Source organism: Corynebacterium sp. KPL1986 (assembly GCF_000477975.1).
GTDB classification, from domain to species: domain Bacteria; phylum Actinomycetota; class Actinomycetes; order Mycobacteriales; family Mycobacteriaceae; genus Corynebacterium; species Corynebacterium accolens.
Genome location: NZ_KI515719.1, coordinates 1,416,502 through 1,442,883, shown reverse-complemented (window position 1 = coordinate 1,442,883; position 26,382 = coordinate 1,416,502). Strand labels below are relative to the sequence as shown.

Here is a 26,382-nt window from a genome sequence, read left to right as displayed (position 1 = left end):
TTTGTCGAGCGAGAAGGAGAACGCAGTGCACCCGGCTTCCTCAGTTGGAGAATTGACCATCGCGAAGCGCACGCTCGTCATGGGCATCGTGAATGTTACGAAGGATTCCTTTTCCGATGGCGGGCGGTGGCTCGACTTTGACGCCGCCACCACTCATGCCCGCGAGCTGGTGGAACAGGGCGCGGATATGATCGATGTGGGCGGCGAATCCACCCGCCCGGGTGCGGTGCGCGTGGAGGCGCAGGAAGAGGCCGACCGCGTGGTCCCGGTCATCCAGGCGCTGCACGAGCAGGGCATTCGCACCTCGGTGGATACGATGCGCGCCTCGGTTGCCACCGCTGCGGCCGCGGCCGGGGTGGACATGATTAATGATGTCTCCGGCGGCCTCGCTGACCCCGAAATGTATGCCGCCATGGCCGATGCCGGCGTGCCGGTCTGCCTCATGCACTGGCGCACGCTGGAGGAAGGCGCGTTCGGATCCGCGGCGGGCACGGCGGATCACGGCGGCGATGTGGTCCGCGACGTGCACGAGACCCTCACCCGCCTGAGCCAAAATGCCCTGGATGCGGGCGTGAAAAAGGACAATATCGTGCTGGACCCGGGCCTCGGCTTTGCCAAGAGCCCGCAGGATAACTGGGCGCTGCTTAAGGCCCTGCCCGAGTTCCTGGACGGCGAGTTCCCTATCCTGGTGGGCGCCTCGCGCAAGCGCTTCCTCGCCGCCATCCGGGAAGACCGCGGGGTAGAGACAAGCCCGCTGCTTGCCGATCCCGCCACCGCCGCCGTGACCGCCATCTCCGCCCAGATGGGCGCGTGGGGCGTGCGCGTACACGAGGTGGGCGTATCCCGTGATGCCGTCGACGTGGCCGCCGCGTGGAACGCCGGCAACTCCTATGTCGGCGGCGCCAATGCCACCGGCAGCTACCGCAATGCCGCCACCGGCGCGGGCACAGTGACCTCCACCGCGATGGGTACGGAAAGGAATTAACCATGGCAGATCGCATCGAATTAACCGGCCTGGAATGCTTTGGCTACCACGGTGTCTTTGAAGAGGAAAAGCGCACCGGCCAGCCCTTCATCGTCGATATCACCTGCTGGTCCGAGTTTGCCGAGGCCGCAGCTCACGATGATCTGACCAAGACCATCAATTACGCCGAGCTTGCCGATGTCGCCGCCAATATCGTCGAAGGCCCCTCCCGCGACCTCATCGAGACCGTCGCCAGCGAGGTGGCCGATACCATCATGGCTTCCTTCGCAGACCTGCACGCGGTGGAAGTGACCGTGCACAAACCCAAGGCGCCCATCCCGCGCACTTTTGCCGATGTCGCCGTCGTCGCCCGCCGCTCCCGCAAGCACGCGCGCACCGGCACGAACCCCGGGAGTAGGTAATGCGCGCGGTACTATCCATCGGCTCCAATATGGATGACCGCGTGGAGCTTTTGCGCACGGTATTTACGGAGTTCCGCGAGGACATCGTGGCAGCCTCGCCCGTGTATGCCACCCCGCCGTGGGGAGTAACGGACCAGGATGAATTCTTGAATGCGGTGCTCATCGTGGACGTCGAGGAGAGCCCGCTGGAGCTCTTGCGCCGCGGCCAGAAGCTGGAAGAAGCGGCAGAGCGCGTGCGCGTGCGCCACTGGGGTCCGCGCACCCTGGACGTGGACATCGTCGATATTGAGGGCTATAGCTCCGCCGATGCGGAACTTACCGTCCCACACCCCTATGCCCACGAGCGCGCATTCGTGCTTATCCCCTGGTTAGCCGCCGATGGCGCTGCTAAGTTGAAGGGAAAGGATGTCTCCGCGCTGGTTGCCGCGTTGGACCCGCAGGAAACCGCCGATATCCACCGCTTGGGTCTGATGGAGGAGCTATGAAACGAACCTCGCTCGGTGCGCTTATCGGCGTTGGGGTATTCATGGCCGCCGCGGCCGCCATCCTCACTACGCGCTTTTATGGCTCGATGATGGCCATCCCGGTTACGGTCTCTGCCACGCTATGGCTCATGGTGGTGGTGTGCCTGGGGCTTACCTGGAAGGTGGATAAGGCCACCGATGAGGATCACGGCATCGGGTTGGATAATTCGCAGCTTAATCCCATGACCATCGCGCAGTTTATGCTGGTGGGCAAGGCATCGGCGTGGACGGGTGCGATCGTCGGCGGGCTCTATGCCGGAGTGGCCGTGTACGTGATCCCGAATGCGGGCACCCTTGTCGCCGCTTCCGATGATCTGGTGGGAGTGCTCGCTTCTGCTATCGGCGGCGTCGCCATGTCCGCGGCTGGCCTGCGATTGGAGCGACACTGCGAGACCCCGCCGCCACCAGACGGGCTTCAAGCGGTACATTAGGGAGCATGACTCAGCCGCGCTCTTCTTCCAAAAACTCGTCGTCCTCGCCGGATTTGGGACAAATTGGGATTATCGCCCTCGTCATCTTGGCCGTTATCGCCAGCATCGTCATGCTCATTTCCGGCTCGGCAGCGGCGCTCAAGATTGCGCTGATTGCCGCCCTGTGGGCCGCGGTGGTGGGCTTTTTCTTGGTGATGCGCTACCGCCGCCAGGCCGAGGAATCCGTGACCAAGCTGGAGCTGCAGGAGCGCGCCCACCGCGCGGAGCTCAAGCAGGCCCGCGCGGCCGAAGGCAAGGAGCTGCCGGATCAGCAGATCCTCGATGAGATCCGCACCGAGCTCGCTTCTATTCGCAAGCAAATCGAGGATTTGTCCGGCCACGAGTTCACCTACGAGCCCGCCGCCTTGCACGCGGAGGCGCGACGCATTATGGAGCTGGAGGCACAGACCGCCGCGGCGTCCCACCACCGGGAAGAAGAGATCGACTTTGAGCAGGCTTCTACCGGCGCGCCTTCTGCCGATGCCATCGCCGGCCGCCTGGGCAATCAGCCAACTGGTGCGCACGCGGACTCCAACCCGCTCAATGACATCATCAGTGAAAACACCCGCGCGCAGCGCAGCGCCGCTCAGCCCGCCCACGCAGAGCCGCTTGCCGATGCCCCCACGCCTGCCACGTCCAGCGAGGCCGCGGGTGCGAAGGAACCGAAGGACGTTTCCTTCGATACCGGCAGCTTCCAGGCCGTGCGCTGGGATTCGGGCGGAGACTCCGACATCAAGCGCCACGGCTCCCAGCACGCGGGTACCGATAGCGCAGCGGCACACTCTGGTTCCCGCGGCAGCCACCGCAAGCCGGAAGATGACACCGCAGCTGAGCCCGCTTCCGATGCGGTGACCCAGAATATCCCGCAGCAGGCAACCGGCAAGGACGCGCGCGAGGAATACAAGGGCTCGGGCCACCACGTGGCGGCCGAGCAGAAGCAAACGGCATCGCGCCGCCAGCAGCAGACCCGTGGCCGCCGCCGCAGCGACGAGCAGCGCGATGGTTCCGTGTCCGTTTCGGAGCTGTTGGCACAGATGAAGAAGGATAAATAAATGCGTCCACCGCGCATGCGCGTTGCCCTTTTCGGACGCAGCCTCGCCGGGATCTCCCTGGCCAATGCCATGGAGCGTGCCGGCCACACCGTGGAGATGCTCAATGATCCGGCCGAACTTGGCTCCTTCCAGGCGCTGATTCTGGCCGTGGGTGAGGCACGGCTGGACGCTGCCGTCGAGCTAGTCCAGGACCACGTGCACAAGGGGCTCATCGCTTTCCACACCTGCCTATCGCGGGGCGTGCAAGGCCTCGATCCGCTGGAGACACACGGTTGCATCGTGGCGGCCATAGCACCCATGGCGGGCGGGCGCTGGGCCGTATCCACGCTGGATGAGCTGGGCGAAAATATCGCTGACTTCGTAGTGACCGAATTCCGGGGGCAGGCAGTGCCGCTTTCCGATGCCGAACGTCCCGCCTTTGCCGCCCGCTCCTACTACATAGAAATGCTCAGCCGCTTGCACCTAGCAGCGGCCGTAGAAGCCAATTTCTTTGCCGAGTTTGATGAGATCCCACCGTCTGAATTCGACATCGATACAGAGGACATCATCGCGGCCTATCGCGGCGCGACGGATCCCGGAATGCGCCGCCATTACCTAGAAACCGCTCGGCGCTTAGGCGAAGTAGAAGATCGTACCGAATTAGAAATGTGGGCCTTGCAGGAGGAATCGCGATGAGCTTGAAGATGGGACAAGCCACCGTTGTCAGCGAGGTTGAACGCATTCGTATGGTGGGCAGCGCCCTTCGCAAGACCGGCCGCCCCGTTGCTTTCGTACCGCTGACCACTGGCGTGCACGCTGGGCATATCGCGCTGGTGCGCGCGGCCCGTCGTATTCGTGGCGCGGTTACCGTCGTGGCCCTCCAAGAACCCCGCGCCGCGGATGTGGATCTGCTGCGCGCTGAGGGCGTGGACGTCATTTGGGATTACACTCCCGAAAAACTCTGGCCTCATGGCCGCCGGATTACCATCGTGGCTCGCAGCATCGCGGTCGAACACGACGCCCCAGGCGCCTCGGCTGCCGATCACACACCGGACACCCAAGCTGGCCCAGTAGGTTTAGAACCCGATCTATCAAGCGAGCTCACGCTATACCTCACGCTGATGATGGCGCTTTCGCCTACCGATGTCCTCATCGGTGAGAAGGACTACGAGCTGCTCCTGGCCATTCACCACGCGGTGCAGGACCTGCACCTCGGGGTTCGCGTGCAGGGCGTTCCCGCCGTGCGCATGCCCGATGGCGTGGTGATGAGCCTGCGCAATACCCGCATGCCCGAGGATAAGCGAGAGGACGTAGCCGCCCTGTCCGCCGCGCTTACCGCCGGGGCACATGCGGCAGAGGCGGGCGCGGACAAGGTCTGCGAGGTTGCCGCAGGTGTCCTCGAAGCCGCCGGAGTAGAACCGGAATACCTAGAAGTACGAGGCCGCGATTTAGGCGCGCCGCCTGCCGAGGGTGATGCCCGCCTGCTCGTTGCTGCCACCATTGGCGGAGTCAGATTAATTGACAACGTTGGCCTGCCGCTGGGGATTGGATTCACTAATATTGAAGAGCACGAGGCTAAGGCCGAGCTCGAGCGCGAAAAGCAGCGCGAACAAAACCAATCCCCGGAGGACTAATGACCGAAATTCACATCCGCGACCTTGACCCGCGCGATGAACCCAAGGCGATTGAGTTTGCCATCGAAGGCATGCACCTGCATTGGTTTGTGAAGAACCCGCGCTTTGAGCGTGCCTACGGCCGTTATTTTTGGGATTTAGAGCGCGCCCAGGCCACCGATATCTTGGCCGCCTATGCCGATGACGGGCGCTTCCTCGGCGTGATTTTGGCATCGATTAAAGGCGAACCAGCGCTGCCGTATCCATGGTGGCGCAAGGCCTATGTCAAGGCCGTAGATCTCTTCAATAGCCTGCGCCCTGGCGGCCACCGCGAGGACTACGATGCCGCGAACGAGGATATGTTGGTCAGCTACCTGGCCGAAAACACCGTGGACGGTGAAATCGGCTTCCTCGTCGCGGACCCAAACTCGGGTGTAAAGGGCGTGGGCACCGCGCTCCTTGAGGCCTTTGAGGAGCGCCACCCCGGCAAGGATATTTATCTCTACACCGACGATGGCTGCACCTATCAGTTCTACGATTCCCGCGGTTTTGAGCGGGTGGGGGAGAAGGAAATCTCCATCGATAAGGACCGCGACCTTACCTGCATGCTGTACGTGCGCCACGTGGCGTGAGACTACCGCGTCACGCCACGCAAATGAGCGCAGCTTCACGCTACGCAAACGAACGCCGCGTCACGTGGCGCGGGTCCTCCCGGCGCCACCCGCGCCACCGCGTTAGTTCGCCAGTGCGCCCATCGGATCCCACGCCGGCAGGGTGGTGATTTCGGCGGACTTGAGCGCCTCTTGGTATTGCTCAGGCAGGCGGGACGGGTGGACGGCGATTTCGAAGACGTACTCGTCAAACCAGTCATCGGCCATGGTCCAAAAGCCCTTGTCACCCTTCTCGGTGCCCCAGGAATTCTCCACGCGCCAGCGGGTGACGTCGCCGCCCTCGGCGATATCCGCGCCGGTAAAGACCATCGCGTGCGTCATCAGGGACTCGTGGAGGCGGAGGCGGTCCGGCTTCTCGATGCCCATTTCCACCCCATACAGCCCCTCATAATCGTGCAGGCGCTTGGCCCAGACGCCGCTATCGGCATCGGATTGCTGGCCGGTATCGCAGCCGAACCAGACGGGCTGGCCATCCTCGATGGCAGAGCGGGTGGCATCGCGCAATACCTCAACCGGGGCGTTGAGGTAGGTGACCTTTTCACCGGCGACGTTGCCCAAGTAGTCCACGGTGTAGAGCTCGCCGTAGTTATTGCGCGGGTCATTGACCACGCAGACGTACTCGCCCAGATCCTTCGGGAGGTACTCGCGGGCGAAGTCCTGCGGGGTAAAAGTGCCCTCGCGGTGGAAGTTATCGTCCTTATCGCGGTACTGCCACTGGAAATCTGTGGGCGGGAGGCCGAGGTTGGCGGTGAGGATGCGGTAGACATCGGCAAGCGCCTGCTCCTGCGCCCCAGACTTGCCCACGCGGATCTGGTGGGCGGCGCGGCGCAGGACGGTCTGCAGGTTGCGGTTGAGCATGGCGCTGGCCTCGGAGGACGCGGTCTCCGGCATGGCGTACTTGGGCACCACGCCGTACTTTTCCACCAGCGAGACGAACATGGACCACTGGCCGCCATCGCCAATGGGGTCATCCATGAGCTTGGTCAAGGTGCGGTCCGTCATATCGCGGTCCTTGAGCTCGTCTACCGCAGTGAGGAACCAATTGGCTTTTTCCAGCTTGTCGTAGAAGTACAGGTAGGTCTGCGAAAGCTCGAAATCCTTGGTATTGGTGCGGTCCATGATGCCGCCGCGCAGGGAATTCAGGCCCGCAAAAATCCAGCAGCGGCCAGAAGCCTTCTGGTTGGCCGCGCCCCACTTATCGAGCTTGTGGCTGGTCGCCGTGGTGAGTTCGCGCACGAGATCGCGGTCGACGCTCAGCTTATCGATGCCCTCCTGCGTCACCGCATTCCGCGCCGCCCTGATGGCCGGCTCGCTGGTGAGTGTGGCGTTGGTGGTGTGAACTTCCTGTGGATTGATCTCATTCATTTCTCGATGCTCCTTAGTTCATCCGGTCCCAGAAGGGAAGCTCGATGGGCTCGGTCTCTAGCGCTTGTTGCTGCGCGGAAGTGAGGAATTCCTTGCGCACGACGATGTGGAAGACGTTTTCGCCGAACCATTCATCCGACATCGTGGCAAAGCCCTTGCCGGGTACCTCATCGGCGTCGTCCTTGCGCGGCGGCTTCGTGCCCCAGGAATTTTCCACGCGCCATGCCCGAGGTACTTCCTTACCGTCTCGTGCAGCGCTTTGCGATGCACCGTCGATGCCGGTCAGCGCCATCGCGTGGGTGGGCGCAGATTCGCCGGAGGTAAAGCGCTCCTCCTTGCTCATGGTGGAATCGATGCCGTAGAGGCCATCGGTATCGACGAGGCCTTCGTCCCACACCGCGTTCTGGAAGGAGAATTGACGGGAGACATCGCAGCTAAACCACACCGGTTCGCCGGCCTCGATGCTGGCGCGTGCGGCGGCGCGCAGCTCGTCCACATCCACGTTGAGGTAGCCGGCGGCCTGCCCACCAGCGACGTTGTTCACGCCGGCGCTGGTGTAGAGGCGGTGCTTATCGTTGGTGCTACGGGGATCATCGGCAAGCACGACGTACTCGTCCAACTTTGGCAGGTACTTATCCGCAAACTCGCGCGGGGTGGAGTGCACGCGGAAGAATTGATCGTCCTTGGTGCGGTAGCTCCACGTGAATTCCTCGGGCGGGGTGCCCAGGTGAATGGCGAGCACGCGTTGGATATCGGTGCGGGCTTGCTTGATAATGCCCCCGCGATCCCCCTCGCCTTCCACCGCACGGTGCGCGGCGCGGCGGATGATGGTGGCGATATCGCGGTTCATCTGGTCGGTGTGGCCGGACGAGTGCACCTCCGGCATGACCTCTGCTGGGACAACACCGTACTTATCCACGAGGTTGCTAAAGAAGCACCACCAGCCGCCATCGGCACCGGCGTGCTCGAGGGAGGTGGCCACGGCGCGGTCATCCCAGTCGGTGCCGTCCTCCGTGAGATCCAGCAGCTGGTTGAGCACGAAGTTGGCGCGCTCTAGTTTGTCGAAGTACTGCAGGTAGGTAAAGGAAAACTCAAAGTCATCGATGTTGAGCTCCTTGGCCGCGCGGTGGCGGAATACGTTGAGCGCGGCAAACATCCAGCAGCGCCCGGAGCGCATCTGGTCGGTAACCCCGAGGCTATCGAGCTTGACCTTGGTGGTGGGGTAGAGGGCGGTAATGCGGTCACGGTCAAGGGCCGCCTTGGCCACCCCTACGCTGGTAATGGCATTGCGCGCGACGCGCAGCTGGGAGTCCGCTGCGGCCTCCTCGCGCAATTGGGACAGGAAGTCATTGGTGAGCAAAGTCATATTCTCTGTTTTAGCAGATTGCGATCTCACCCGGGGCCGCTGGGTACTGGATGGTCGTTAGAGATCACTACAAACCGCTATAGATGCTCCGCCAGCCGCGCCACGGCTTCGGGGCTTCCCACCTCTTCTGGAAGCCAGGGGATCTCGTGAACCGGGGTATCGGGAAGCTTATCGTGCAAGAGCGCCAGAGCCTCGTCCTCGGCGGCGCGGCGGGAGGCCAAGAACTCGCCTTGGTCCGCCGGAGTGCGGCGGTTGACCAACATGGAGCCTACCCGCACGCCATTGCCGGTGAGATCCGCGTGGAACTCGGAAGACTCCAAGACGGGCAGGCGCTCGGCGGTGAGCACGATATGAAATACGGTGCGTTGAGAGGTCAGCGCAGCGCGCAGGTGCTCGAAGCGCTCGCGGCGCTGGAAGAGCGTGGCTCGGATTTCCTGATTGCGCCGGTCCACCGGATCGTTATCGGCACCGGACTCCGCGGACATCCCGCGCACCAGCGAGCCGAATTTATCGGATTTCTCGCGCCGGGCAAGCAGCCCATCGGTATAGGCCGCCATGATTTCCGGCAGGGCCATCAGCCGGGAGGTGTGACCGGACGGGGCGGTATCGAAGATGAGGTAGTCATACTCGTCCGCGTTAGCGACCAAGGTGGCCATGCGCTCCAAGAGCGCCGCCTCCTGCGTGCCGGGGGATTGCCGGGCCAAATCTAGGTGCTTTGTTACCTCGCCGTGCAAGTGCTCCGGCATGAACCGGCGCATCGAGGCGCCCACGTTCGCGAGGTGTTCCTCGGTGGCCCGGGCAGGATCGAGCTCGATGGCGGAGAGGGATGGGGTGAGGTGAGAGGGGGCATCGGAAAGCGTGGCATCAAAGATATGCCCCAGGTTGTGCGCCGGATCCGTAGAGACCAACAGCACGCTGTGGTCCTGGGAAAGCGACAGGGCCGTGGCGGTGGCGAGGGTGGTCTTGCCCACGCCGCCCTTGCCGCCAAAGAACATGATGGGCGCGGTTTCTAGCAGCATTGAATATTCTCCAGGGGTGATTTATCCATGCCCATGCGCGTGTGCCAGGCGTGGAAATCTTCGTAGACCAGCGGCAATAGCTCCAGCGTGTAGTAGCTGGCGGGGTTGGGGATGCCGAGCGCCTCCGAGGCCACCAGCATCATAAATAGGTCATCTTCTTGCTGCTGGGCCTTGGCAAACACGGCGCGGTACGGGGCCTGGTAGAACTCGTTGAGCCCCGCGCCGAAGGCCTTAAGCTTGTCGAGCATGCTGGGGAAGGGGAGCGTCGGCATCGTCATCGGTCCACTCCAGCGGCGGTTCCTTGCGCGCGTTGGAGATGGCGCCGATCGACTCCACGATGACCCAGATGGAGGCGATGACGATGACGATGTCCATGCCGAAGAGCAGCCAGTTCTGATCCGCAAACAGGGATTTCAGCTGTAGCAGCGCTGCCCACAGCGACATGATGGTGACGAAGATGAGCGGGATGATAACCGGCAGGGTAGGCCGGCGCAGGTGGGTGAGGATGACCACGACGATGGCCAAGGATAGGCTGGCCATGAGCTGGTTGGTGGTACCAAAGAGCGGCCAGATGGTCATACCGCCGGAGCCGTCCGCACCCGCCGAGAAGGTCAGGCCGAAGGCCAGGCCCACCGCGATGATGGTGGAAACCAGCGCCGTGATGCGGATGCCCATGATCTCGCCAATTTCCTGGATCACGATGCGCTGCAGGCGCACGCCGGAGTCCATGGTGGTGGCGGCGAAGAGCACGGCCATCGTCGCCAGGATGGTGGCAGACAGCGAGGTGGGAATGCCCAGACCCTCGTTCATCAGCGCGCCGCCGCCCTGCACGAAGGCGTTGACGCCGCCGGCGTTCCACTCGGCGTAGATTTCCTCCCAATTCGCCAGGGTCTTAAAGCCGGCGGTAGTGGCGATGATGGTGCCGAGCGCCAGCAGGCCCTCGCCCACCGCGCCGAAGTAACCCACGAAGCGAACGTCGGTTTCCTTATCAATCTGCTTCGACGAGGTACCCGAGGCCACGATGCCGTGGAAACCAGAGATGGCGCCGCAGGCGATGGTGACAAAAAGCAGCGGGAAAATGCCCGGGGTTCCGTCAGGAACGTTCTCGCGCACGGCAGGGGCGGCAAGCTCCGGACGGGTGATAAGGAAGGAGCCGTACAAGATGATAAGACCGACGAAAAGCTGCAGGCCATTGATGTAATCGCGCGGCTGGAGCAGCACCCACACCGGCAGCAGCGAAGCGATGAAGGCGTAGATAAATAGCAAGATGATCCACACGCCGTTGGCCGGGATACCCAAGACCGTCTCTGGCAGCACGACCGGGAAGCGGTCACCCAGGACCATTAGCGAATACAGTGCCACCACGCCCACGAGGGACACCAGCGGCAGGTTCCAGTTCAGGCGGTAGATGGCCTGGCCAATCAGCAGCGCGACGGCGATGGCGCCCCACGTGGGAATGACCGCCGAAGGCGTGGAGATAAGCAGGTTCGAAATCACCACGGCGAAGGCAGCATTGACCATGAGCAGCAGCAAGAAGATCACAATGAGGAAGAGGTTGCGCCCGCGCTTGCCGATGTAGCGCCCCGACAACGTACCAATCGACTGACCCTTGTGCCTTTGCGAGGCCCACAGCGCACCCAGGTCATGCATGCCGGCGATGAAGACGGTGCCGAACGTGACCCACAGGAATGCCGGGAGCCAGCCCCAAATGACGGCTACTGCCGGGCCGATAATCGGTGCCGCACCCGCCACTGAGGTGAAGTGGTGGCCCCACAGCACGTATTTATTGGTGGGAACATAATCCACGCCGTCTTTGAGGCGGTGCGCCGGGGTGGTGTAGTTCTCAGATAACCGGAAGATGCTCTTGCCCAGGAATTTGGAATAGATAAGGTAGCCGGCCAGCATCATCGCCACGCCGATGATGACAAGGATGAGAGAGTTCATGGCTGTGTCTCCTTGCGCGTCGAAGGTGGGGTGTTGTGTATCACAGGTCTGAACAGTATGTCACGGTTCACACAAATTCTTGCAGTGCGGGTGAATTAAGGGGGTGGTGTCCCACTATGTGGACGCGGTGGAGGGGCTTATGCGTTCCTTTGCGCGCTCGGCGTGGCTTGGCGGACATATCTGGGCCAAATCGCGGGTAGCGGGCGGGATTAAAGGACCCTGCTGGCGCGGCATGTAGCCAGTAGTGCCGAAGTACCGTGGTTAACGGCGAAGGCTCAATCGACTGGACTTATGGAGGAGTGGTTATCTCGCTTCCTCCAGTTGGGAGCCCTTTGGTGGCGGCACTTGTAAATCTTGACGAAATATCTCAAAAATTTCCGAACAGCGGCTTTTTGGTTAGGTAGCGAATGGTTCGATTTTCGGTCTGGCTAGTCTACTGGAGCTCGAATTCTACAACGTCAACTTCGTCTGTATCCGCTAATCCGGGGTAGTGAGTATCTAGAGCTTCGTGAAGCTCGGATAGAGAATTGAACCCGTCATTTTTAGCTTGCTTTTCCGACAGCAGTCCGCGCTGGGTAGATACAACGGCTGTGACCTGTGCGGGTAAGCTGACGACTTCCCCGGTTTCCTTCTCAAAGACTATTTGGGCTTTTCCTTCATTGAAGGGATCATCTACTCGGATTGTTTGACGCTTTTCTCCGCTCCGAATGGAATCCTCGTAGCCTTCCCACATGTAGATGCGCTGCTCTTTTTCCAAGTCTTGCAAGTTAAACGCGAATGGAAGAAGTTCTTCCACAGTGGGCGCAACGAGGCCGTTGCTTCCGTGCACAATACACTGGATAGATGGATCGACATCAAAAAGTACCTGGCGGCATTTACCACAGGGTGAAATTACTTGTCCGGTAGGTCCATATATGGCGACTACTGCTTGGATGGGATCCCCTGGATAACTAGCGGCATGGTTTGCTAAAGCAGAGACTTCGCCACAGGGGCCACCAAGGAAATGGTGTGCGTTTAAACCGAGAACGTGTTTTCCTGATTTGGTCAGGAGAGCTGCGGCTACGGTGTGGTCTCCTCCGTCTTGGAAGCGCTGCGCATGGGCGGCTGCTTTGGCTGTTAATTCCCGAAGTTCGTTAGTAATCACGCTCTAATAGTAGTAACTACTAGCAACTTCGATCTGAAGTGTCCCAGATTTTCCCATCTACTCAAACGGAACAAAACCTGGGACACTTCAATGTCGGATATTACCTACCTGCGCACCGGTGAAGGATGGTTGTACTTGTGCGCGGTCCGCGACGGCCATTCCCGCAGGTTACTGGGCTGGGCTATGGATAGCGTGCAAGACACAAGTTTGGCCGAACGGGCCCTGCGGATGGCGCATACATTGCGCGGTGATGTTCCTGACGGGCTGGTGTTTCACGCCGACCGGGGAACACAATTTACCAGCGAACAACTCTGGGAGGCGTGCCGCAATCTGGGCGTTGCTCAATCCGTGGGGCGTACCGGGGTGTGTTTCGATAATGCGATGGCTGAGTCGTTCTGGTCGACGCTTAAGACCGAGTTCTACGACCGGAAGCGCTGGCCCACCCACGATGCTGCGCGTCAGGCTGTGGCTTACTGGATTGAAGTGGTCTACAACCGTCGACGCCGGCACTCCGCCCTCGGGATGGTCAGCCCTATCGATTTCGAGAACCATATCACCCAAACCAGAAACGAAGAAGAAATAGCTGCCTAACCACTAGGTATCTTGACTACGTGCCCACGATTTGCGGGCAACCCCACTCGCATCTGACACTAGACAGTAAACTCTTATTAATATAAAGTAAGGCTATGCTAAAATCGTTTACAAAAGGGCGTGTAGTTCTCGCGCTCGTATCCGCCTTAGCTCTAGGGGCAGGCCTTGTTGCGTGTTCTTCTGATTCTTCTTCTACGGAAGAGAACGGAGATAAGAAGATCGAGCGAGTTGTGGCGCTCGATTGGCGCTACGAGGAAATCCTCAAGGCTCTCGATGTGACCCCAGTGGGAATCGTGGAAATCGGTAAGTCGGAGGCGCCGACCACCTTGAAGGGGCAGTTGGAGCAGGCCACTTCAGTGGGCCAAGCCAAGCAACCGAACCTAGAGGTTATCCAATCCTTGGAGCCAGATCTGATCCTGGCTAGCCCTACCCGTCAGGCCAATATCATGCCGCAGCTAGAAGAGATTGCGGATACCGAATCCTACTCAGATGAGACTTACTCGGACGTGCTGGACTCGATGGATGAGATCGCGGCCAAGCTCGGTAAAGAGGAAAAAGCCAAAGAGGTCCGTCAGCGCATCGAGGACAAGATCGCTCAGACTAAGGACAAGGTAAAGCCAGGTAGCCGTGCTGTTGTGGCCGGTTGGTCCAGCGAGCTGCTCTATACCTGGGTCAACCCTTCCTTCCCCCAGTCCCTGCTTAGTGAGGTGGGCTATGACTATGCCTTTGAAGGTGAGAAGTCATCCATCGAATCTAAGACCGATGTAGCGGAACTGACTGGCGATAAGCTCCCCGGTATGAAGGCTGACCGGGTCTTTATGTACAAGGACGTCGATGCGTTTAAGAAGACACCCTATGCCAAAGGGAGCGGTGACATCGTAGAAGTAGACCAAGATATCTGGTCACGCGCCCGCGGGCCGCTTTCTGCTGAGCACATGCTCGATGACATTATTACAGCTGAAAAGTAGTGGCACTACGAACTAAAACCGGTTCCTGCTTGGTCCTTGCCACCGCTGCCGTCGTGTTCGTGTGGTGGTGGCAGCTTCGCCATGTTCAGGTGCCAGTTGATGCCCCGTGGCTGGAAGAAGAGCTACATAGCGTGGCTTTTGACCGCCTCCTTGCTACCACGGTGGTTGGTATCGCGTTAGGTGTGGGTGGGCTATTGCTGCGCACGGCCACCGCGAACCCGCTTGCCGATCCGTCCATTACTGGTGTGAACTCCGGTGCGGCACTCGGTGCAGTCGCAACCGCAATGTTTATAGGAAGCGAAACCTCGAGCGTCGATCAGCTGCCCGGTGCGCTGTTGGGCGCAGGGATTGCTGTGGGGGTGACTGTGGGCGTCGGTAAGAGCGGTGAGATCCAGCGCATGGTGCTTGTTGGCGTTGCCGTTTCCACGCTGTGTAGCGCTTTGACCTCCATTTTCCTGGTAATCGATGAGGCTCAACTGGCTACGGTGATGTCATGGCTTTCTGGGCGGCTTGCAGGGGTGCGTCTGGGCGAAATTGTCCCCGCGCTGGTTTCCGTGCTGGTCGTGGTGCCCTTGACCTTAGTCAGTGCGAAAAGATTGGACTTACTCGTAGCTGGCGATGCCGTGGCCGGTGCTGTAGGAGCGAAGCCGGAGCGAATTCGATTGGCTGCCATTGTGGCGGCGGTAGTGCTCATTGCTCCGGCGGTGGCCGCAACCGGGCCGATTGGGTTCTTGGGGTTGATGGCTGCAGCAGTTGCGTGGCGGGTTTGTGGTCCGCATCACCGCGTGGGGTTGTGCGTGGCTGGAATTGTTGGAGCGGCGGTGCTCCTAGTGGCCGATTCGATTGGCCAAGCAATCTGGGCGCCGGCCGAGACCCCAGTGGGCATCGTGACTTCTTTGGCTGGCATGCCACTGGTGCTGTGGTCCGTCCATACGCTGGGGAGGAGCAAGCATGCGGCATAAGAGATTTATTGTGGTGCTAGTAGGACTCACCCTGGCGTTGGTGTGTAGCGCGGTTATCGGCATGGGCGTCGGTGCAGTGATGAAGCCGCCGGCTGAGGTGGTCACCGCTTTCTTTACCGGAGAGCCGCTCATCTGGAAGTACCGCGCCCCGCGGATCTTGGTGGGTATATGCGCAGGCGTTGCCATGGCCGTTTCCGGCTGCCTATTGCAATCCGCGCTGCGGAACCCCTTGGCCGCACCAGATACGGTGGGTATTACCTCCGGCGGTGGACTCGCGGCCGTTGCGGTACTCATGGGAGCAGGCGCCCTGCCGGCCCACCTGTTGACTTTTATTGTCTTTATCGGTGCGCTGGCAGGAACCGCGCTGGTTCTCCTCCTCGCTGGACGTGGGGCGAGTGACCCGGTACGCCTGCCGCTTACCGGGGTAGCGGTATCTTTTGGGCTGGGTGCAATCACCGAACTGCTGCTGGTGCGCGCCGCCCCAGAAGCAGGCGCGGCAATGACATGGCTGAAAGGTTCGCTTTACGCCCGCTCGCTTGGCGATGCCACCATTGTCGCTCCCTTCATCCTTCTCGCCCTAACCGTTGCGATGGTGGTGGCAAAACACCTGGATATGCTGGCGCTAGATGATTCCACCATGGCCGGTATCGGCGTCAGGACTAGGATGTGGCGCCTCATAGCCATCGCCTTGGCCGTCATCCTCGGCGCCGCAGGGGTCGCTGCGGCTGGGGTCTTGGGGTTCGCCGGGCTTATCGTTCCACATGCTGCCCGTTTGGTGGTCGGTACGAATCTGCGCCGGCAAATACCCGTGGCGGCGCTCGGCGGCGCGGTCCTTGTCACCGCATGCGATTCGGTAGGCCGGTGGGCCTTTGCGCCCACGGAAATTCCCGTCGGTGCGCTCATCGCGTTGATTGGCGCACCTTACTTCATTTTCTTATTGACTCGGCTCACCCGAGTGCGAAACGGAGGCTAGACATGACACTGACGTGTAGCGCATTAACCGTGGGCTACGGTGGTCCAGATGTGGTTAAGAATGTAAATCTCCACTTAGCCAGCGGTCAAGTAACTGCCCTTATCGGGCCAAATGGCTGCGGTAAGTCGACGCTTCTCAAGACCTTGGGCCGCCAACTTACACCCAGCTCAGGTGCAGCCTACCTCTTAGGAAAAGATATCAGCGAGTATTCCTCGCGCGCTTTTGCCCGGGAAGTTTCTTTCCTGCCACAACACCCCGTGGCCCCGGAAGGTGTAGTAGTGCGCGATGTCATCGGCTACGGCCGCTATCCCTATACGGGGGCGCTAGCAACGATGCGGGCCGGAGATCATGAAGCGGTTGAGCGTGCAGCCAGACGTGCTGGGGTGAGCGAGCTGCTTGATACCCCCGCCGCAGACCTTTCGGGCGGCCAGCGCCAGCGCGTTTTCCTCGCTATGACGTTGGCGCAAGAAACACCAATTACCTTGCTTGATGAGCCAACTACTTACCTCGACCCCGCGCACCAATTGTCCATCTTGGACCTCATCCGAGAGCTTAACCGTGCCGAGACTACGGTGGTCATGGTGGTCCACGATATGGTTCATGCCGCGCGTTACGCCGATCGAATCGTAGCTATGCGTGAGGGGCGCATTGTGGCCGAAGGGCCCACCGAGGAAGTTATGACCGCTGAACTCGTACGCGAAACCTTCCATGTTGAGTGCCTAGAGATGACTGATCCATCTACCGGTCGACGCTTCCCCATACCCATTTCCGTTCACGCTCCTGAACTTTTCGGATCCCAGAAGGAAGAAGATAAATCTCTTTAAAGGAACACGTAGTAATGGAAAACGATCTAGGCCATAAGGTCGACTCGAACCGCACACTTATCTTTTGACAACTCCTTAGGGACCATAGTCAGCAAGAATGTTCCAGCCCGATCTCTCGGCACACCAACGGTCACTGGCCTGTAGTTAGAATCCACGGTTTTCGGGTAGGCGCCGTTGCGGTAACTGTCTGTTCCAGCAGCAGCTTTGCCTTCCCTATCGCCGGACTCATAGCCAAGGTGGGCATCCATCTCAGCATTTAAACCTCTAGTGATCGAGACTTGCAACATGCCCCGAACCAGGTCGTTGGCATCCGTTGTAGACGTGCCTAGGTCATCAATCAGTTTCGCGATTTCAGGGTTAGCAAGAAGCTTCTTTTCAATCGCATCAATCTTGGCCTTATCAACTTAGATCTCGTCGTGCCACACTAGTCATTCTGGCTTATCTCCTTATGCAGGTTGGGAACCTACACACAAACCATTAGACACTCTCTCAATAGCGGCCACCGAATCTGCATAGGAGACTTTGACATGTGCAAAGCCACCTCCCCAATAGAACCGGACGAATAAAGGAAACAGCCGAGCCGACTCCGTCGGCCCGCCGCAGTACCAACTACCCAGAACACAGCAGTACCGAGTCCCCAGTACACCGGTACCAAAACCTCGCATCTGACAGCGCTATCACCGCACGGTAATCCGTCGTAACCGGAGTCCTTCCGGTACGTGCCGCACCCGAGCGGTGTATCTCCCGGAATGAAGCGTCCCGAGCATTGTGAACTGCTACCGGTTTCACACTCAAGCGCTACCGGATGGTCACGACACTGCTACCAAATAGCCGGTCACAACAGATTCCATCACGGTGAAGTGCATGCCACATTGTCCGCACGCCTAAGACACCGTCATTATCCCGATGAATAGCACTAATGCGTTCAATTAGCACAACCGTCACGAAGGCGACGAGCACTTAAGCCCTCGGGCTTTGGACTGGCGATAACCACGCGAGGTGATAAACCCGCCAGCCCGGTTATTTTTCAACGTCTTGCAGATGAACTCGACAGAGAAACAATTCCGGTATTTATCGATGAACCGGATCATAATCGAGGCTTGGGGCCTGGTCGTGAGGCGAAAAAGCTGACGCGGCCTTCAGCAACTCGTTGGTATCTCGAAGCTGGTGATTTTCGCGGCGTAGCCTGGCATTTTCGGCAGCCACGTCTTCAGGAACAGGTTCTGGGGTTCTTCCTGCACGGCGAGCAGGCTTAAGTCCATTGACGAGCTGTGTGCCATGAAACCCCCAACTTTGGAGCTACTGCCTGGCATGCGGGGCGCATTGACATGTTTTCCGCCATGATGCGGTCCTCTACAAGACGAACCACACGGTCCTTTAAATCCTGATCAAAATTTTTCTTGGCATGTTCCAGATTTTCCCATCTACTCAAACGGAACAAAACCTGGGACACTTCAATATGTCAATTTAGGCATCACACACTTGTTTTCCTTTTAGAATAGGTATAAAAACTTAGCTATAGAGCGGGACAGTACCCGCAGCTACAGAATACCGGCGCTGAGTAAGTATCTCAGGGCCGGATTCTTTTTATAGGTGGGGAAGCGCAGGCTTAAACGAGGGCTAAACGATATTTTGTAGGAATCGTTAATGTTCTCGGTTGATACAGCGTCATGGTGTGTACTTGCTGTCTGTGCGCTCTTTCGTTGCTTTGGCAGACATGGCTGGGCCAAATCGCGGGTAGCGGGCGGGATCGACTACCCTTGGCTAACGTGAGCGAGCAGAAGAATACTGAAGTAAACGATGTCCCTGAGCAGCTGCGCATCCGCCGCGAAAAGCGCGACCGCCTGCTCGAATCCGGCGTGGAGGCCTACCCGGTATCCGTCGAGCGCACCATCGCGCTAAAGGATCTGCGCCATGATTTCCGCGTAGTGGCCGAGGGCGAAGAGCCGGGCAATGAAGAGGGCGTGACCTACCTGGCCGCTGGTGAGGAAACCGAGGTCACCCACGCCATCGCTGGCCGCCTTATCTTCATGCGCAATACCGGTAAGCTGTGCTTTGCCACCTTGCAGGACGGCGATGGCACCCAGATGCAGGCTATGCTTTCGCAGGCCAAGGTGGGCAAGGAGCGCCTCGATGCCTGGAAGTCCGACGTGGACTTGGGCGACTTCATCTCCGTTAGCGGCCACGTGGTTGCTTCCCGCCGCGGCGAGCTGTCCATCATGGCTGAGGAATGGACCATGGCGGCCAAGTCCCTGCGCCCGCTGCCGGTGTCCTTCGCGGATATGGCTGAAGATACCCGCGTGCGCCAGCGCTATAACGACCTCATTATCCGCGAAGAGGCCCGCAAGAACGCCATGGTGCGCGTGAAGGTCATGCGCGCGCTGCGCAATTACCTGGAAAGCCAGGACTTCGTAGAGATCGAAACCCCGATGCTGCAGACCCTGCACGGTGGTGCGGCCGCTCGCCCGTTTATCACCCACTCCAATGCGCTCGATATTGACCTCTACCTGCGCATTGCCCCGGAGCTGTACTTGAAGCGCGCCGTCGTCGGTGGCATCGACCGCGTCTTTGAAATCAACCGCAACTTCCGCAACGAGGGCGTGGACCGTTCTCACTCGCCGGAGTTCGCCATGCTGGAGACCTACGCCGCCTGGGGTGATTACAACGATTGCGCCCGCATGACCCGCGAGTCCATCCAGTCTGTTGCCCGCGAGGTCTTTGGTTCCACTACCGTCACGCTTGCCGATGGCACCGATTTCGACTTCGGCGGCGAGCAATGGCCCGAAATCGAAATGTACCCTTCCCTGAACGAGGCCCTGCAGCGTAAATTCCCCGGCCAGCCGGAGGTCACCATCGATACCGACGTGGAGACCCTGAAGGGCATTGCCAAGGTTATCGGCCTCGACGTGCCGCAGGGCGAGGGCTGGGGCCACGGCAAGCTGGTGGAGGAAATCTGGGAGGTCCTGTGCGAGGACCAGCTGGAAGGCCCCATCTTTGTCAAGAACTTCCCGGTAGAGACCTCCCCGCTAACTCGCCAGCACCGCTCCGAGCCCGGCGTGACCGAAAAGTGGGACCTTTACGTGCGCGGCTTCGAGCTGGCCACCGGCTATTCAGAGCTTGTCGATCCCGTCGTCCAGCGCGAGCGCTTTGAGGATCAAGCGCGCCTGGCCGCCGGAGGCGACGAGGAAGCCATGGTTTTGGACGAGGACTTCCTCGCCGCGATGGAGCAGGGCATGCCACCTACGGCCGGCACCGGCATGGGTATGGACCGCCTGCTCATGGCCCTGACCGGCCTGGGCATCCGCGAGACCGTGCTCTTCCCGCTGGTAAAGCCAGAACAGAAGTAGCCATACCCGGCGCCCACTCGGTGCCCGCCCACGCGGGCACACGTTAGCGCCCCGACACCGGCTGCAGCCTCCCTTTGGCTGCAGCCTTTTTGTGTGCCTACTTCTCCCTACTTCCGCCTACATCTACGTACTTCTATCGACTTCACAAAAGTGCAACCTCCTCGGTGATATCTGAGCGAAAAATGCTACATTTCAGGGCCAAGTTTGCTCAGTTAGCACCGAGGACCTATTGCATAGGAGGGTGCACAAAGGAGGTTGTGCATCGAAGGTTGCACACCGGAGTCTGCACAAAGGAGGTTGCGCTGCGAGAAGTGAGCGGTAAGTGGAGAACGAGCCGGCGAGCGGCCTCAGGCATCATCATCTGTGGGAAGCGGGCCAGCGGAGCGGTCATCACGCAGGCGCTTGATGATGTTTTCTGCAGAAATCAGGCACATCGGCACGCCGACGCCTGGCACGGTGGTCGCACCAGCGTAGTAGAGGCCAGCCACCTTGCGCGAGGCATTGCGCCCCCGCAGGAAGGCGGATTGGAAAAGGGTGTGCGCCGGCCCGATAGAGCCGGCGGACCAGGCATGGTAGCGCTCGGCAAAGTCGGCCGGTCCGAGACTGCGCGTGATGGTGATTCGCTCGCGCAGGTCAGGAATGTTGGCGGTGTGGGCGAGCTGGTTGAGGGCGGCATCGGCAATCGCGGCAACACGCGGGGAAGCCTCGGCGTGGTAGGTATCGCCGTGGCCGTGCGTCTGGGATGCCGGGACGGGGATGAGCAGGAAGAGGTTCTCGTGGCCCGCGGGGGCTACATCCGGATCGGTGGCCGAGGTCTTTGAGATGTAGATGGACTGCGAAGCGCCCAGTGGGCGGGTGGGCTCCGGACCGGAATAAACCGCGCGGAAATCGGGATCCCAGTCCTCGCTAAAAAGCAGCGTGTGGTGCGCCAGCTGCGGCAGCGCGCCCTTTACACCGGCCAATACGAGCACCGTGCCGAGTCCCGGGTTGCGCCGAGCCCAATAGCGTTCCGGGTAGGTGCGCAGCTTCGGCGGGAGCAGCTGGGTTTCGGTATGGTGCAAGTCCGCGGCAGAGACCACGATATCGGCGGCGATGGTGCCCTTATTGGTGCGCACGCCCGTAACCCGGGGAGAAGTTGCGCCGGCAAAAGGCCAACGCTTAGCGCGGCGGGAAGCCCCTGCGGTGGTAGTAATGGCGGTGACCTCCTCGCCCAAGCGGAAGGTAGCGCCGAACTTCTGCGCCTGCCGATGAATGGCTTCGACGACGGCCGCGAAACCGCCCTGGGGATAGCGCACGCCCTCCACCAAGTCGGTATGACTCATTAGCGAATACAGCGCGGGGGCCGCGGCGGGCTCGGAGGATAAAAAGACCGCGGGGTAGCTTAAAATCTGGCGCAGGCGGGTATCGGAAAAGCGATCATTTACGTGATCCTGCAGGCTCGTGCTCAGCAGCGCGGCAATCCACCGCAGGCGGCTGCGGATATCCCGGTGCACCAGGTTGAGCGGGGCGGAAAAGGTGGTGTACAAGAAATGGTCTAGCGCCATGCGGTAGACCTCATCGGCCTCGTCCAAATAGGTGCGTATGCGTGGGCCCGCGCCGGGCTCGAGGGACTCGAAAAGCGCGGCAACTTCCTGCACGCCAGAGTGCACGTCCACGGGGGTAGTACCGGTAAAGACGCGGTAATCGGGCGAGAGGCCCACCAAGTCGAGCTCCGCCTCCGTTGAGGTGCCGCAGAGGGAAAAGAAGTGGTCGAAGGCCTCCGGCATGAGGTACCAGGACGGTCCGGTATCCCAGCGGAACCCGGCCTCCGTATAGCTGCCCGCGCGCCCGCCGACCTCGTCTAGGGAATCTACGACGGTGACCTCGTAGCCCTCTTTGCCCAGTAGGGCAGCGGTAGCCAGGCCGGCGATGCCGGCCCCGATGACAACGGCGCGCATCATATTCTCCTTAGTCTGCAGTCTTCTTCGGGGGTCCTTCATCTACGCGTGAGCCCATCTACGCGCGGTGCACTACCGCACCGCGCGCACCGCACGCACGGCGCGGGCGGCCAGCCACGCCTTGGTGCGATTCGGCACGGATATGCGGGTGGTGTTTAACTCCGCGGCGGGGGTAGCAGCGAGCCGGTTGGTGAGCTCGGCAAAGATATCGGCGGCCGCGCGCACGCCAACGCGGGCGGAAAGCGGCAAGAGGTTAATGGCTTCTTCGGCGGCGGCGAGCTCGCGGCGGATTTCGGCGATGAGGGCGGATTTGGCGGCCTCGGAAAGCACGCCACCAGCAGCCTGCGGGAAATAGGCCCGGCCGAGGACCGAGGAGTCCTCGCCCAGGTCCCGCAGGAAGTTAATCTTTTGAAACGCGGAGCCCAAGTGGCGCGCACCGCGGTCCATCGCGGCGCGGTCGGCGGCAGAGACGGTCTCTTCCGCTAGGAAGACTTGCACGCACAATAGGCCGATGACCTCGGCGGAGCCGTAGATATACTTGGCGAGCTCGGAAGCGGAATACTCCCGCTGGTTAAGGTCTGCGCGCATGGAATCGAAAAAGGCCACGAGGTGCTCGCGCTGGAATCCGCAGCGCCTGGCGGTAATGGCATAGGAGTGCACGACGGGATCGGTGTGCAGCCGTTTCTCGGGCGCTGCCAGGATAGCGGCCTCGTAGGCGTCGAGCGCGGCGGCGGCATCGATGCTGGCTTGGTCAGCGGTGCCATCGACAAGCTCGTCGGCGATGCGCACCACGGCATAAAGGTGGCGGATGTCTTCGCGCACCCGCCCGCGCAACAGGCGCGTGGCCAGGGAAAAACTGGTGGAATACTGCCCCATAACCTGCGCGGCCGCGCGCGAGGCCGCCTGGTCATAGCGAGTCAACATACTTGCAAAAGTAGCACGCGCCTGAATCACCCTAGCGGTTGGTGGCCCGCGGCTGGCCCTCGGCAAAGCCGGCGGCTGATTGCACGCCCACGGTGGCGCGCTCGTGGAAGCTAGCCAGCGAATCGGCCCCGGCATAAGTACAGGATGAGCGCACGCCGGAGATGATGCGGTCCACCAAGTACTCCACGCCGCCGTGCTCCGGATCGAGGTAGATGCGGGAGGTGGAAATGCCTTCCTCAAACATCTCCCGGCGGGCGCGCTCGAAGGCTTCGGTGGCGGAATTGCGCCCGCGCACCGCCCGGCGCGAGGCCATGCCGAACGATTCCTTGTAGAACGAGCCATCGGCGTCTTTGTGCAGGTCACCGGGTGATTCAAAGGTGCCGGCGAACCAGGAGCCAATCATCACATTGGACGCGCCCGCAGCCAGCGCCAGGGCCACGTCCCGGGGATCGCGCACGCCGCCATCGGCCCACACGTGCGCGCCGACTTCGCGGGCCGCGGCGGCGCACTCCAGCACGGCGGAAAATTGCGGCCGTCCCACGCCGGTTTGCATGCGGGTGGTGCACATCGCGCCGGGGCCCACTCCGACCTTAATAATATCCGCGCCCGCCGCGGCCAGCTCGCGCACGCCGGCGGCCGTGACCACGTTGCCAGCAACAATCGGCAGGCCCAGATCCAGGGCCTTGACCTTGCGCAGCGCCGCCAGCATGCTGTCTTGATGCCCGTGGGCGGTATCGATGACGAGGAGGTCAGCGCCGGCATCGGCAAGCGCCCGCGCCCTGCTCTCAACGTCGCCATTAATGCCCACCGCGGCACCGATGTGCAGGCGCCCCTGCTTGTCGATGCCCGGCTGATACATCGTCGCCCGCAGCGCACCCTTGCGCGTCAAAATGCCCGCCAGCGTGCCATCCGGATTGACCACTGGGGCGAGCTTGCGCGAGGTTGTGCGCAGGCGGGTAAAGGCCTCCTGCGGGTCGATGCCCACCGGCAGGGTCACCAAATCCGTGGTCATGAGCTCGCCCACGGCGGTGAAATTATCCTGCCCGCGCAGATCCTTTGGCGTAATGATGCCCACGGGCAGCGCACCGTCGACCACGATGGCCGCGCCGTGGGCGCGCTTGTGCAACAGGTTGCTGGCATAGCCCACCGTGTGGTGCGGCTTGATGGTGATAGGGGTGTCATAGACCAGGTCGGCGGCCTTCACCGAGGCGATCGTTTCCGCCGCGGCCTCCAGGCTGAGGTCTTGGGGCAGGATGGCCATGCCGCCGCGCCGGGCGATGGTCTCTGCCATGCGGCGGCCAGCCACCGCGGTCATATTCGCCACGATGAGCGGGATGGTATTGCCCGTGCCATCGGCTGCGGTGAGGTCGACCGCCTGCCGCGAGCCAACATCCGAGTGATTCGGCACCATAAATACATCCGAGTAGGTCAGCTCGTAGGGTGGGCGGGAATCATTGAGGAAATGCACTGTGGGATTGCCTAACGTGAATCGAGGGTGCAGGAAAAGACATCTAAATCATACGCCCCAAGTTTTGCAGGTTAAGCCAACTCAGTATCCTGATTTGGTGTCTCAGAATCCCGCCCCGAAAATCTCCGCAGAGGTCATAGCCAACCTCACCATCTTGGTGCTCTCCGCGATGGTGATGATTTTGAACGAAACCGCGCTTTCGGTGGCGCTGCCCACCATCATGGCGGATTTCTCCATCCCGGCGACTTCCGCGCAGTGGCTGCTGACCGGCTTCTTGCTCACCATGGGTGTGGTCATTCCCACCACCGGGTTCCTGATGGATAAATTCACCACCCGGCAGATTTTTGGCGCCTCTACCGGCGTTTTCCTCACGGGCACGGTGTTGGCGGCCCTCGCCCCGGCCTTTGGGCTGCTCCTTGTCGGCCGCGTGCTGCAGGCCGCCGGTACCGCGCTGATGATTCCCACCCTTATGACCGTGGCCATGACGCTGGTTCCACCGCAACGCCGCGGCACCGTCATGGGCATTATCACCGTGGTCATCTCCGTGGCGCCGGCCTTGGGCCCCACCGTCGGCGGGTTCATCTTGAGCATGGCGACTTGGCACGTCATCTTCTGGACCATGGTCCCGCTCATCGCCGCCATCAGCATCGCCGGCTACTTCCGCCTGGTCAACGTGGGCGAGCGCAGGGATACTCCGCTCGATATCCCGTCGGTATTCCTATCCGCCCTCGCCTTCGGCGGGCTTATATATGGCCTATCGTCCATCGAAAAGATGGTGGAGGGCGGCTCGCTTGCCGATGCCCTCCTGCTCCTCCTCGGCATCCTCGCCCTCATCACCTTTACCGTGCGCCAACTCCGGCTGGCCAAGGTAAATCGCGCGCTTTTGGATCTGCGCCCGTTCAAGGTCCGCAATTTCACCCTCGCGGTCATCGCCATACTGCTCATGTTCGCCCTGCTGCTGGGTACGGTGAATATCTTGCCCATTTATCTGCAGACCTCGCTGGCGGTATCCTCGCTGGTCACCGGCCTCGTGGTGATGCCCGGCGGCCTCCTGCAGGGCGGTATTTCCCCGATTGTGGGGCGGATTTATGACGCCCTTGGACCCCGGCCCCTGTTGATTCCCGGCGCCATCATGTTTTCTACCGGCATCTGGTTGATGACCCTGCTGACAGAAAACAGCGAGGTGTGGATGGTCATCGGCATACATATCCTGTTCGCCGTGGGTATTGCGCTCATGATGACCCCGCTGATGACGGTCTCGCTGTCCTCGCTTCCCGATGACCTCTATTCGCACGGCTCCGCCATTCTAAATACGCTGCAGCAGCTGGCCGGCGCGGCGGGTACCGCCTTCCTCGTGGCCTTTTTGACCAGCGGCACCAAATCCGGCCAAGCCGAGGGCATGAGCGAGGCCGCCGCCACCGCCCAAGGCGCGCACTGGGCCTTCCTTTTCGCCGGCGTGCTCTCGCTTTTCGTGCTCGTGCTAGCGCCCCTGCTCAAGCGCGTGCCCGCCGCCGACTAGCGCCGTGACGTTGCACGGCGCCCGACGCGCCGAAGGATTGGCCTCCGCGCGGGCGTTCCCGGCTAGCCCGCTGCCGGTTTCCTTGCGGCGCCTACTGCGCGCACAGCGGCAGCTTGAGCCGCGCGTCTTCTGCATCGTCGCCCCACACCATGAAGATAGACTGGGTACCTTCCACGGCCATGACGTAGGTCATCGGATCCTTTGAGGCCTGTGATGTCTAGTGACTTTTTGGACTCGGAGTCCATTGACTTTTTGGACGCGGAGTCCAGTTAGTTTTTTGACGCGGAGTCCAGGAAGTTTATGGACAGGATGTCTAACGACTTTTTGGACTCTGGC

The 26,382-nt window shown here is 61.0% G+C and carries 25 protein-coding genes and 2 pseudogenes; 15 read left to right on the top strand and 12 right to left on the bottom strand.

The window, feature by feature from the left end:
* The first annotated feature begins 25 nt into the window (after positions 1–25).
* Genes folP through HMPREF1287_RS06735 form a run of 8 tightly spaced genes read left to right on the top strand, consistent with a single transcriptional unit; the run spans position 26 to position 5,656 of the window.
* Positions 26–985 (top strand): dihydropteroate synthase, encoded by a 960-nt coding sequence (gene folP, locus HMPREF1287_RS06770; RefSeq protein WP_023017991.1) that lies wholly within the window; start codon positions 26–28, stop codon positions 983–985.
* Positions 986–987: 2 nt separating this feature from the next.
* Positions 988–1,386 (top strand): dihydroneopterin aldolase, encoded by a 399-nt coding sequence (gene folB / locus HMPREF1287_RS06765; RefSeq protein WP_023017990.1) that lies wholly within the window; start codon positions 988–990, stop codon positions 1,384–1,386.
* Positions 1,386–1,871, top strand: coding sequence for a 2-amino-4-hydroxy-6-hydroxymethyldihydropteridine diphosphokinase (gene folK / locus HMPREF1287_RS06760; RefSeq protein ID WP_023017989.1), 486 nt, complete (start codon positions 1,386–1,388; stop codon positions 1,869–1,871). The genes folB and folK overlap by 1 nt, the downstream gene beginning before the upstream one ends.
* Positions 1,868–2,341 (top strand): DUF3180 domain-containing protein, encoded by a 474-nt coding sequence (locus HMPREF1287_RS06755; protein WP_005284844.1) that lies wholly within the window; start codon positions 1,868–1,870, stop codon positions 2,339–2,341. Before folK ends, HMPREF1287_RS06755 begins: the two co-directional genes overlap by 4 nt.
* Positions 2,342–2,346: 5 nt before the next feature.
* Positions 2,347–3,432 carry a DUF6779 domain-containing protein gene (locus tag HMPREF1287_RS06750; RefSeq protein WP_023017988.1) on the top strand — a complete coding sequence of 362 codons (1,086 nt, stop codon included), beginning with the start codon at positions 2,347–2,349 and terminating at the stop codon, positions 3,430–3,432.
* Positions 3,433–4,107, top strand: a complete 675-nt coding sequence (locus HMPREF1287_RS06745) for a hypothetical protein (RefSeq protein ID WP_023017987.1) — start codon at positions 3,433–3,435, stop codon at positions 4,105–4,107.
* Positions 4,104–5,045 carry a pantoate--beta-alanine ligase gene (locus HMPREF1287_RS06740; RefSeq protein ID WP_023017986.1) on the top strand — a complete coding sequence of 314 codons (942 nt, stop codon included), beginning with the start codon at positions 4,104–4,106 and terminating at the stop codon, positions 5,043–5,045. The genes HMPREF1287_RS06745 and HMPREF1287_RS06740 overlap by 4 nt, the downstream gene beginning before the upstream one ends.
* Complete coding sequence (locus HMPREF1287_RS06735; protein ID WP_023017985.1) at positions 5,045–5,656, top strand: GNAT family N-acetyltransferase; 612 nt, start codon at positions 5,045–5,047, stop codon at positions 5,654–5,656. The genes HMPREF1287_RS06740 and HMPREF1287_RS06735 overlap by 1 nt, the downstream gene beginning before the upstream one ends.
* Positions 5,657–5,758: 102 nt before the next feature.
* On the opposite strand, the gene HMPREF1287_RS06730 is transcribed toward HMPREF1287_RS06735, so the two are convergent.
* From HMPREF1287_RS06730 to HMPREF1287_RS06705, 6 genes are all read right to left on the bottom strand, one after another.
* Entirely contained in the window at positions 5,759–7,060 is a 1,302-nt protein-coding gene (locus HMPREF1287_RS06730; protein ID WP_023017984.1) for an aminopeptidase C, read from the bottom strand.
* 13 nt (positions 7,061–7,073) lie between these two features.
* The gene (locus tag HMPREF1287_RS06725) at positions 7,074–8,426 is read right to left on the bottom strand and encodes an aminopeptidase C (protein ID WP_023017983.1); all 1,353 of its coding nucleotides are present in this window, start codon (positions 8,424–8,426) and stop codon (positions 7,074–7,076) included.
* 77 nt (positions 8,427–8,503) lie between these two features.
* A complete protein-coding gene (locus tag HMPREF1287_RS06720) occupies positions 8,504–9,445 on the bottom strand; it encodes an ArsA family ATPase (RefSeq protein ID WP_023017982.1) in 942 nt (313 codons plus the stop codon).
* Positions 9,436–9,693 (bottom strand): cory-CC-star protein, encoded by a 258-nt coding sequence (locus HMPREF1287_RS06715; RefSeq protein ID WP_023029243.1) that lies wholly within the window; start codon positions 9,691–9,693, stop codon positions 9,436–9,438. Before HMPREF1287_RS06715 ends, HMPREF1287_RS06720 begins: the two co-directional genes overlap by 10 nt.
* Positions 9,677–11,389 (bottom strand): carbon starvation protein A, encoded by a 1,713-nt coding sequence (locus HMPREF1287_RS06710; RefSeq protein WP_023017980.1) that lies wholly within the window; start codon positions 11,387–11,389, stop codon positions 9,677–9,679. The genes HMPREF1287_RS06715 and HMPREF1287_RS06710 overlap by 17 nt, the downstream gene beginning before the upstream one ends.
* A gap of 433 nt (positions 11,390–11,822) precedes the next feature.
* Positions 11,823–12,533 carry an ASCH domain-containing protein gene (locus HMPREF1287_RS06705; protein ID WP_034654468.1) on the bottom strand — a complete coding sequence of 237 codons (711 nt, stop codon included), beginning with the start codon at positions 12,531–12,533 and terminating at the stop codon, positions 11,823–11,825.
* Between the two features lie 90 nt (positions 12,534–12,623).
* Between HMPREF1287_RS06705 and HMPREF1287_RS06700 the strand changes: the two are divergent.
* From HMPREF1287_RS06700 to HMPREF1287_RS06680, 5 genes and pseudogenes are all read left to right on the top strand, one after another.
* Positions 12,624–13,124, top strand: a pseudogene (locus tag HMPREF1287_RS06700) (IS3 family transposase); the annotation flags it as partial.
* 95 nt (positions 13,125–13,219) lie between these two features.
* Complete coding sequence (locus HMPREF1287_RS06695) at positions 13,220–14,092, top strand: ABC transporter substrate-binding protein (RefSeq protein WP_023017978.1); 873 nt, start codon at positions 13,220–13,222, stop codon at positions 14,090–14,092.
* Positions 14,092–15,054 carry an iron ABC transporter permease gene (locus tag HMPREF1287_RS06690; RefSeq protein ID WP_023017977.1) on the top strand — a complete coding sequence of 321 codons (963 nt, stop codon included), beginning with the start codon at positions 14,092–14,094 and terminating at the stop codon, positions 15,052–15,054. Before HMPREF1287_RS06695 ends, HMPREF1287_RS06690 begins: the two co-directional genes overlap by 1 nt.
* A complete protein-coding gene (locus tag HMPREF1287_RS06685; protein ID WP_023017976.1) occupies positions 15,044–16,027 on the top strand; it encodes an iron ABC transporter permease in 984 nt (327 codons plus the stop codon). The genes HMPREF1287_RS06690 and HMPREF1287_RS06685 overlap by 11 nt, the downstream gene beginning before the upstream one ends.
* A gap of 2 nt (positions 16,028–16,029) precedes the next feature.
* Positions 16,030–16,851 (top strand): ABC transporter ATP-binding protein, encoded by an 822-nt coding sequence (locus HMPREF1287_RS06680; RefSeq protein ID WP_023017975.1) that lies wholly within the window; start codon positions 16,030–16,032, stop codon positions 16,849–16,851.
* 74 nt (positions 16,852–16,925) lie between these two features.
* Here the strand turns inward: HMPREF1287_RS06680 and HMPREF1287_RS06675 are convergent.
* The 3 genes and pseudogenes from HMPREF1287_RS06675 to HMPREF1287_RS12705 all read right to left on the bottom strand — a co-directional run.
* A pseudogene (locus tag HMPREF1287_RS06675) lies at positions 16,926–17,219 on the bottom strand (transposase); the annotation flags it as partial.
* A 430-nt stretch (positions 17,220–17,649) separates the two neighbouring features.
* On the bottom strand, positions 17,650–17,787 hold the full coding sequence (locus HMPREF1287_RS12835; RefSeq protein WP_349819793.1) for an IS3 family transposase: 138 nt from the start codon (positions 17,785–17,787) through the stop codon (positions 17,650–17,652).
* Between the two features lie 316 nt (positions 17,788–18,103).
* A complete protein-coding gene (locus HMPREF1287_RS12705) occupies positions 18,104–18,304 on the bottom strand; it encodes a hypothetical protein (RefSeq protein WP_232218824.1) in 201 nt (66 codons plus the stop codon).
* A gap of 316 nt (positions 18,305–18,620) precedes the next feature.
* Between HMPREF1287_RS12705 and lysS the strand changes: the two genes are divergently transcribed.
* Positions 18,621–20,198, top strand: coding sequence for a lysine--tRNA ligase (lysS, locus tag HMPREF1287_RS06670; RefSeq protein ID WP_034654464.1), 1,578 nt, complete (start codon positions 18,621–18,623; stop codon positions 20,196–20,198).
* Positions 20,199–20,545: 347 nt separating this feature from the next.
* Here the strand turns inward: lysS and crtI are convergent, their stop codons facing one another.
* The 3 genes from crtI to HMPREF1287_RS06655 form a co-directional block, all read right to left on the bottom strand.
* Positions 20,546–22,138, bottom strand: coding sequence for a phytoene desaturase family protein (gene crtI / locus HMPREF1287_RS06665; protein WP_034654461.1), 1,593 nt, complete (start codon positions 22,136–22,138; stop codon positions 20,546–20,548).
* 69 nt (positions 22,139–22,207) lie between these two features.
* Positions 22,208–23,059: a squalene/phytoene synthase family protein gene (locus HMPREF1287_RS06660; RefSeq protein WP_023017971.1), complete on the bottom strand. Its 852-nt coding sequence runs from the start codon at positions 23,057–23,059 to the stop codon at positions 22,208–22,210.
* A 31-nt stretch (positions 23,060–23,090) separates the two neighbouring features.
* Positions 23,091–24,527: a GuaB1 family IMP dehydrogenase-related protein gene (locus tag HMPREF1287_RS06655; RefSeq protein WP_023017970.1), complete on the bottom strand. Its 1,437-nt coding sequence runs from the start codon at positions 24,525–24,527 to the stop codon at positions 23,091–23,093.
* Between the two features lie 97 nt (positions 24,528–24,624).
* On the opposite strand from HMPREF1287_RS06655, the gene HMPREF1287_RS06650 reads away from it, so the two are divergent.
* Positions 24,625–26,046 carry an MDR family MFS transporter gene (locus HMPREF1287_RS06650; RefSeq protein WP_034654458.1) on the top strand — a complete coding sequence of 474 codons (1,422 nt, stop codon included), beginning with the start codon at positions 24,625–24,627 and terminating at the stop codon, positions 26,044–26,046.
* Positions 26,047–26,382: the final 336 nt, after the last annotated feature.

Bases quoted from the DNA above. Each gene is read 5' to 3' on its own strand.
- HMPREF1287_RS06735 (WP_023017985.1), top strand. From the start codon at position 5,045: ATGACCGAAATTCACATCCGCGACCTTGACCCGCGCGATGAACCCAAG.
- HMPREF1287_RS06725 (WP_023017983.1), bottom strand. From the start codon at position 8,426: ATGACTTTGCTCACCAATGACTTCCTGTCCCAATTGCGCGAGGAGGCC.
- HMPREF1287_RS06740 (WP_023017986.1), top strand. From the start codon at position 4,104: ATGAGCTTGAAGATGGGACAAGCCACCGTTGTCAGCGAGGTTGAACGC.
- HMPREF1287_RS06695 (WP_023017978.1), top strand. From the start codon at position 13,220: ATGCTAAAATCGTTTACAAAAGGGCGTGTAGTTCTCGCGCTCGTATCC.
- HMPREF1287_RS06680 (WP_023017975.1), top strand. From the start codon at position 16,030: ATGACACTGACGTGTAGCGCATTAACCGTGGGCTACGGTGGTCCAGAT.
- crtI (WP_034654461.1), bottom strand. From the start codon at position 22,138: ATGATGCGCGCCGTTGTCATCGGGGCCGGCATCGCCGGCCTGGCTACC.
- HMPREF1287_RS06685 (WP_023017976.1), top strand. From the start codon at position 15,044: ATGCGGCATAAGAGATTTATTGTGGTGCTAGTAGGACTCACCCTGGCG.
- HMPREF1287_RS06710 (WP_023017980.1), bottom strand. From the start codon at position 11,389: ATGAACTCTCTCATCCTTGTCATCATCGGCGTGGCGATGATGCTGGCC.
- HMPREF1287_RS06750 (WP_023017988.1), top strand. From the start codon at position 2,347: ATGACTCAGCCGCGCTCTTCTTCCAAAAACTCGTCGTCCTCGCCGGAT.
- HMPREF1287_RS06715 (WP_023029243.1), bottom strand. From the start codon at position 9,693: ATGCTCGACAAGCTTAAGGCCTTCGGCGCGGGGCTCAACGAGTTCTAC.
- folK (WP_023017989.1), top strand. From the start codon at position 1,386: ATGCGCGCGGTACTATCCATCGGCTCCAATATGGATGACCGCGTGGAG.
- folB (WP_023017990.1), top strand. From the start codon at position 988: ATGGCAGATCGCATCGAATTAACCGGCCTGGAATGCTTTGGCTACCAC.
- HMPREF1287_RS06730 (WP_023017984.1), bottom strand. From the start codon at position 7,060: ATGAATGAGATCAATCCACAGGAAGTTCACACCACCAACGCCACACTC.
- HMPREF1287_RS06660 (WP_023017971.1), bottom strand. From the start codon at position 23,059: ATGTTGACTCGCTATGACCAGGCGGCCTCGCGCGCGGCCGCGCAGGTT.
- HMPREF1287_RS06745 (WP_023017987.1), top strand. From the start codon at position 3,433: ATGCGTCCACCGCGCATGCGCGTTGCCCTTTTCGGACGCAGCCTCGCC.
- HMPREF1287_RS06755 (WP_005284844.1), top strand. From the start codon at position 1,868: ATGAAACGAACCTCGCTCGGTGCGCTTATCGGCGTTGGGGTATTCATG.
- HMPREF1287_RS06720 (WP_023017982.1), bottom strand. From the start codon at position 9,445: ATGCTGCTAGAAACCGCGCCCATCATGTTCTTTGGCGGCAAGGGCGGC.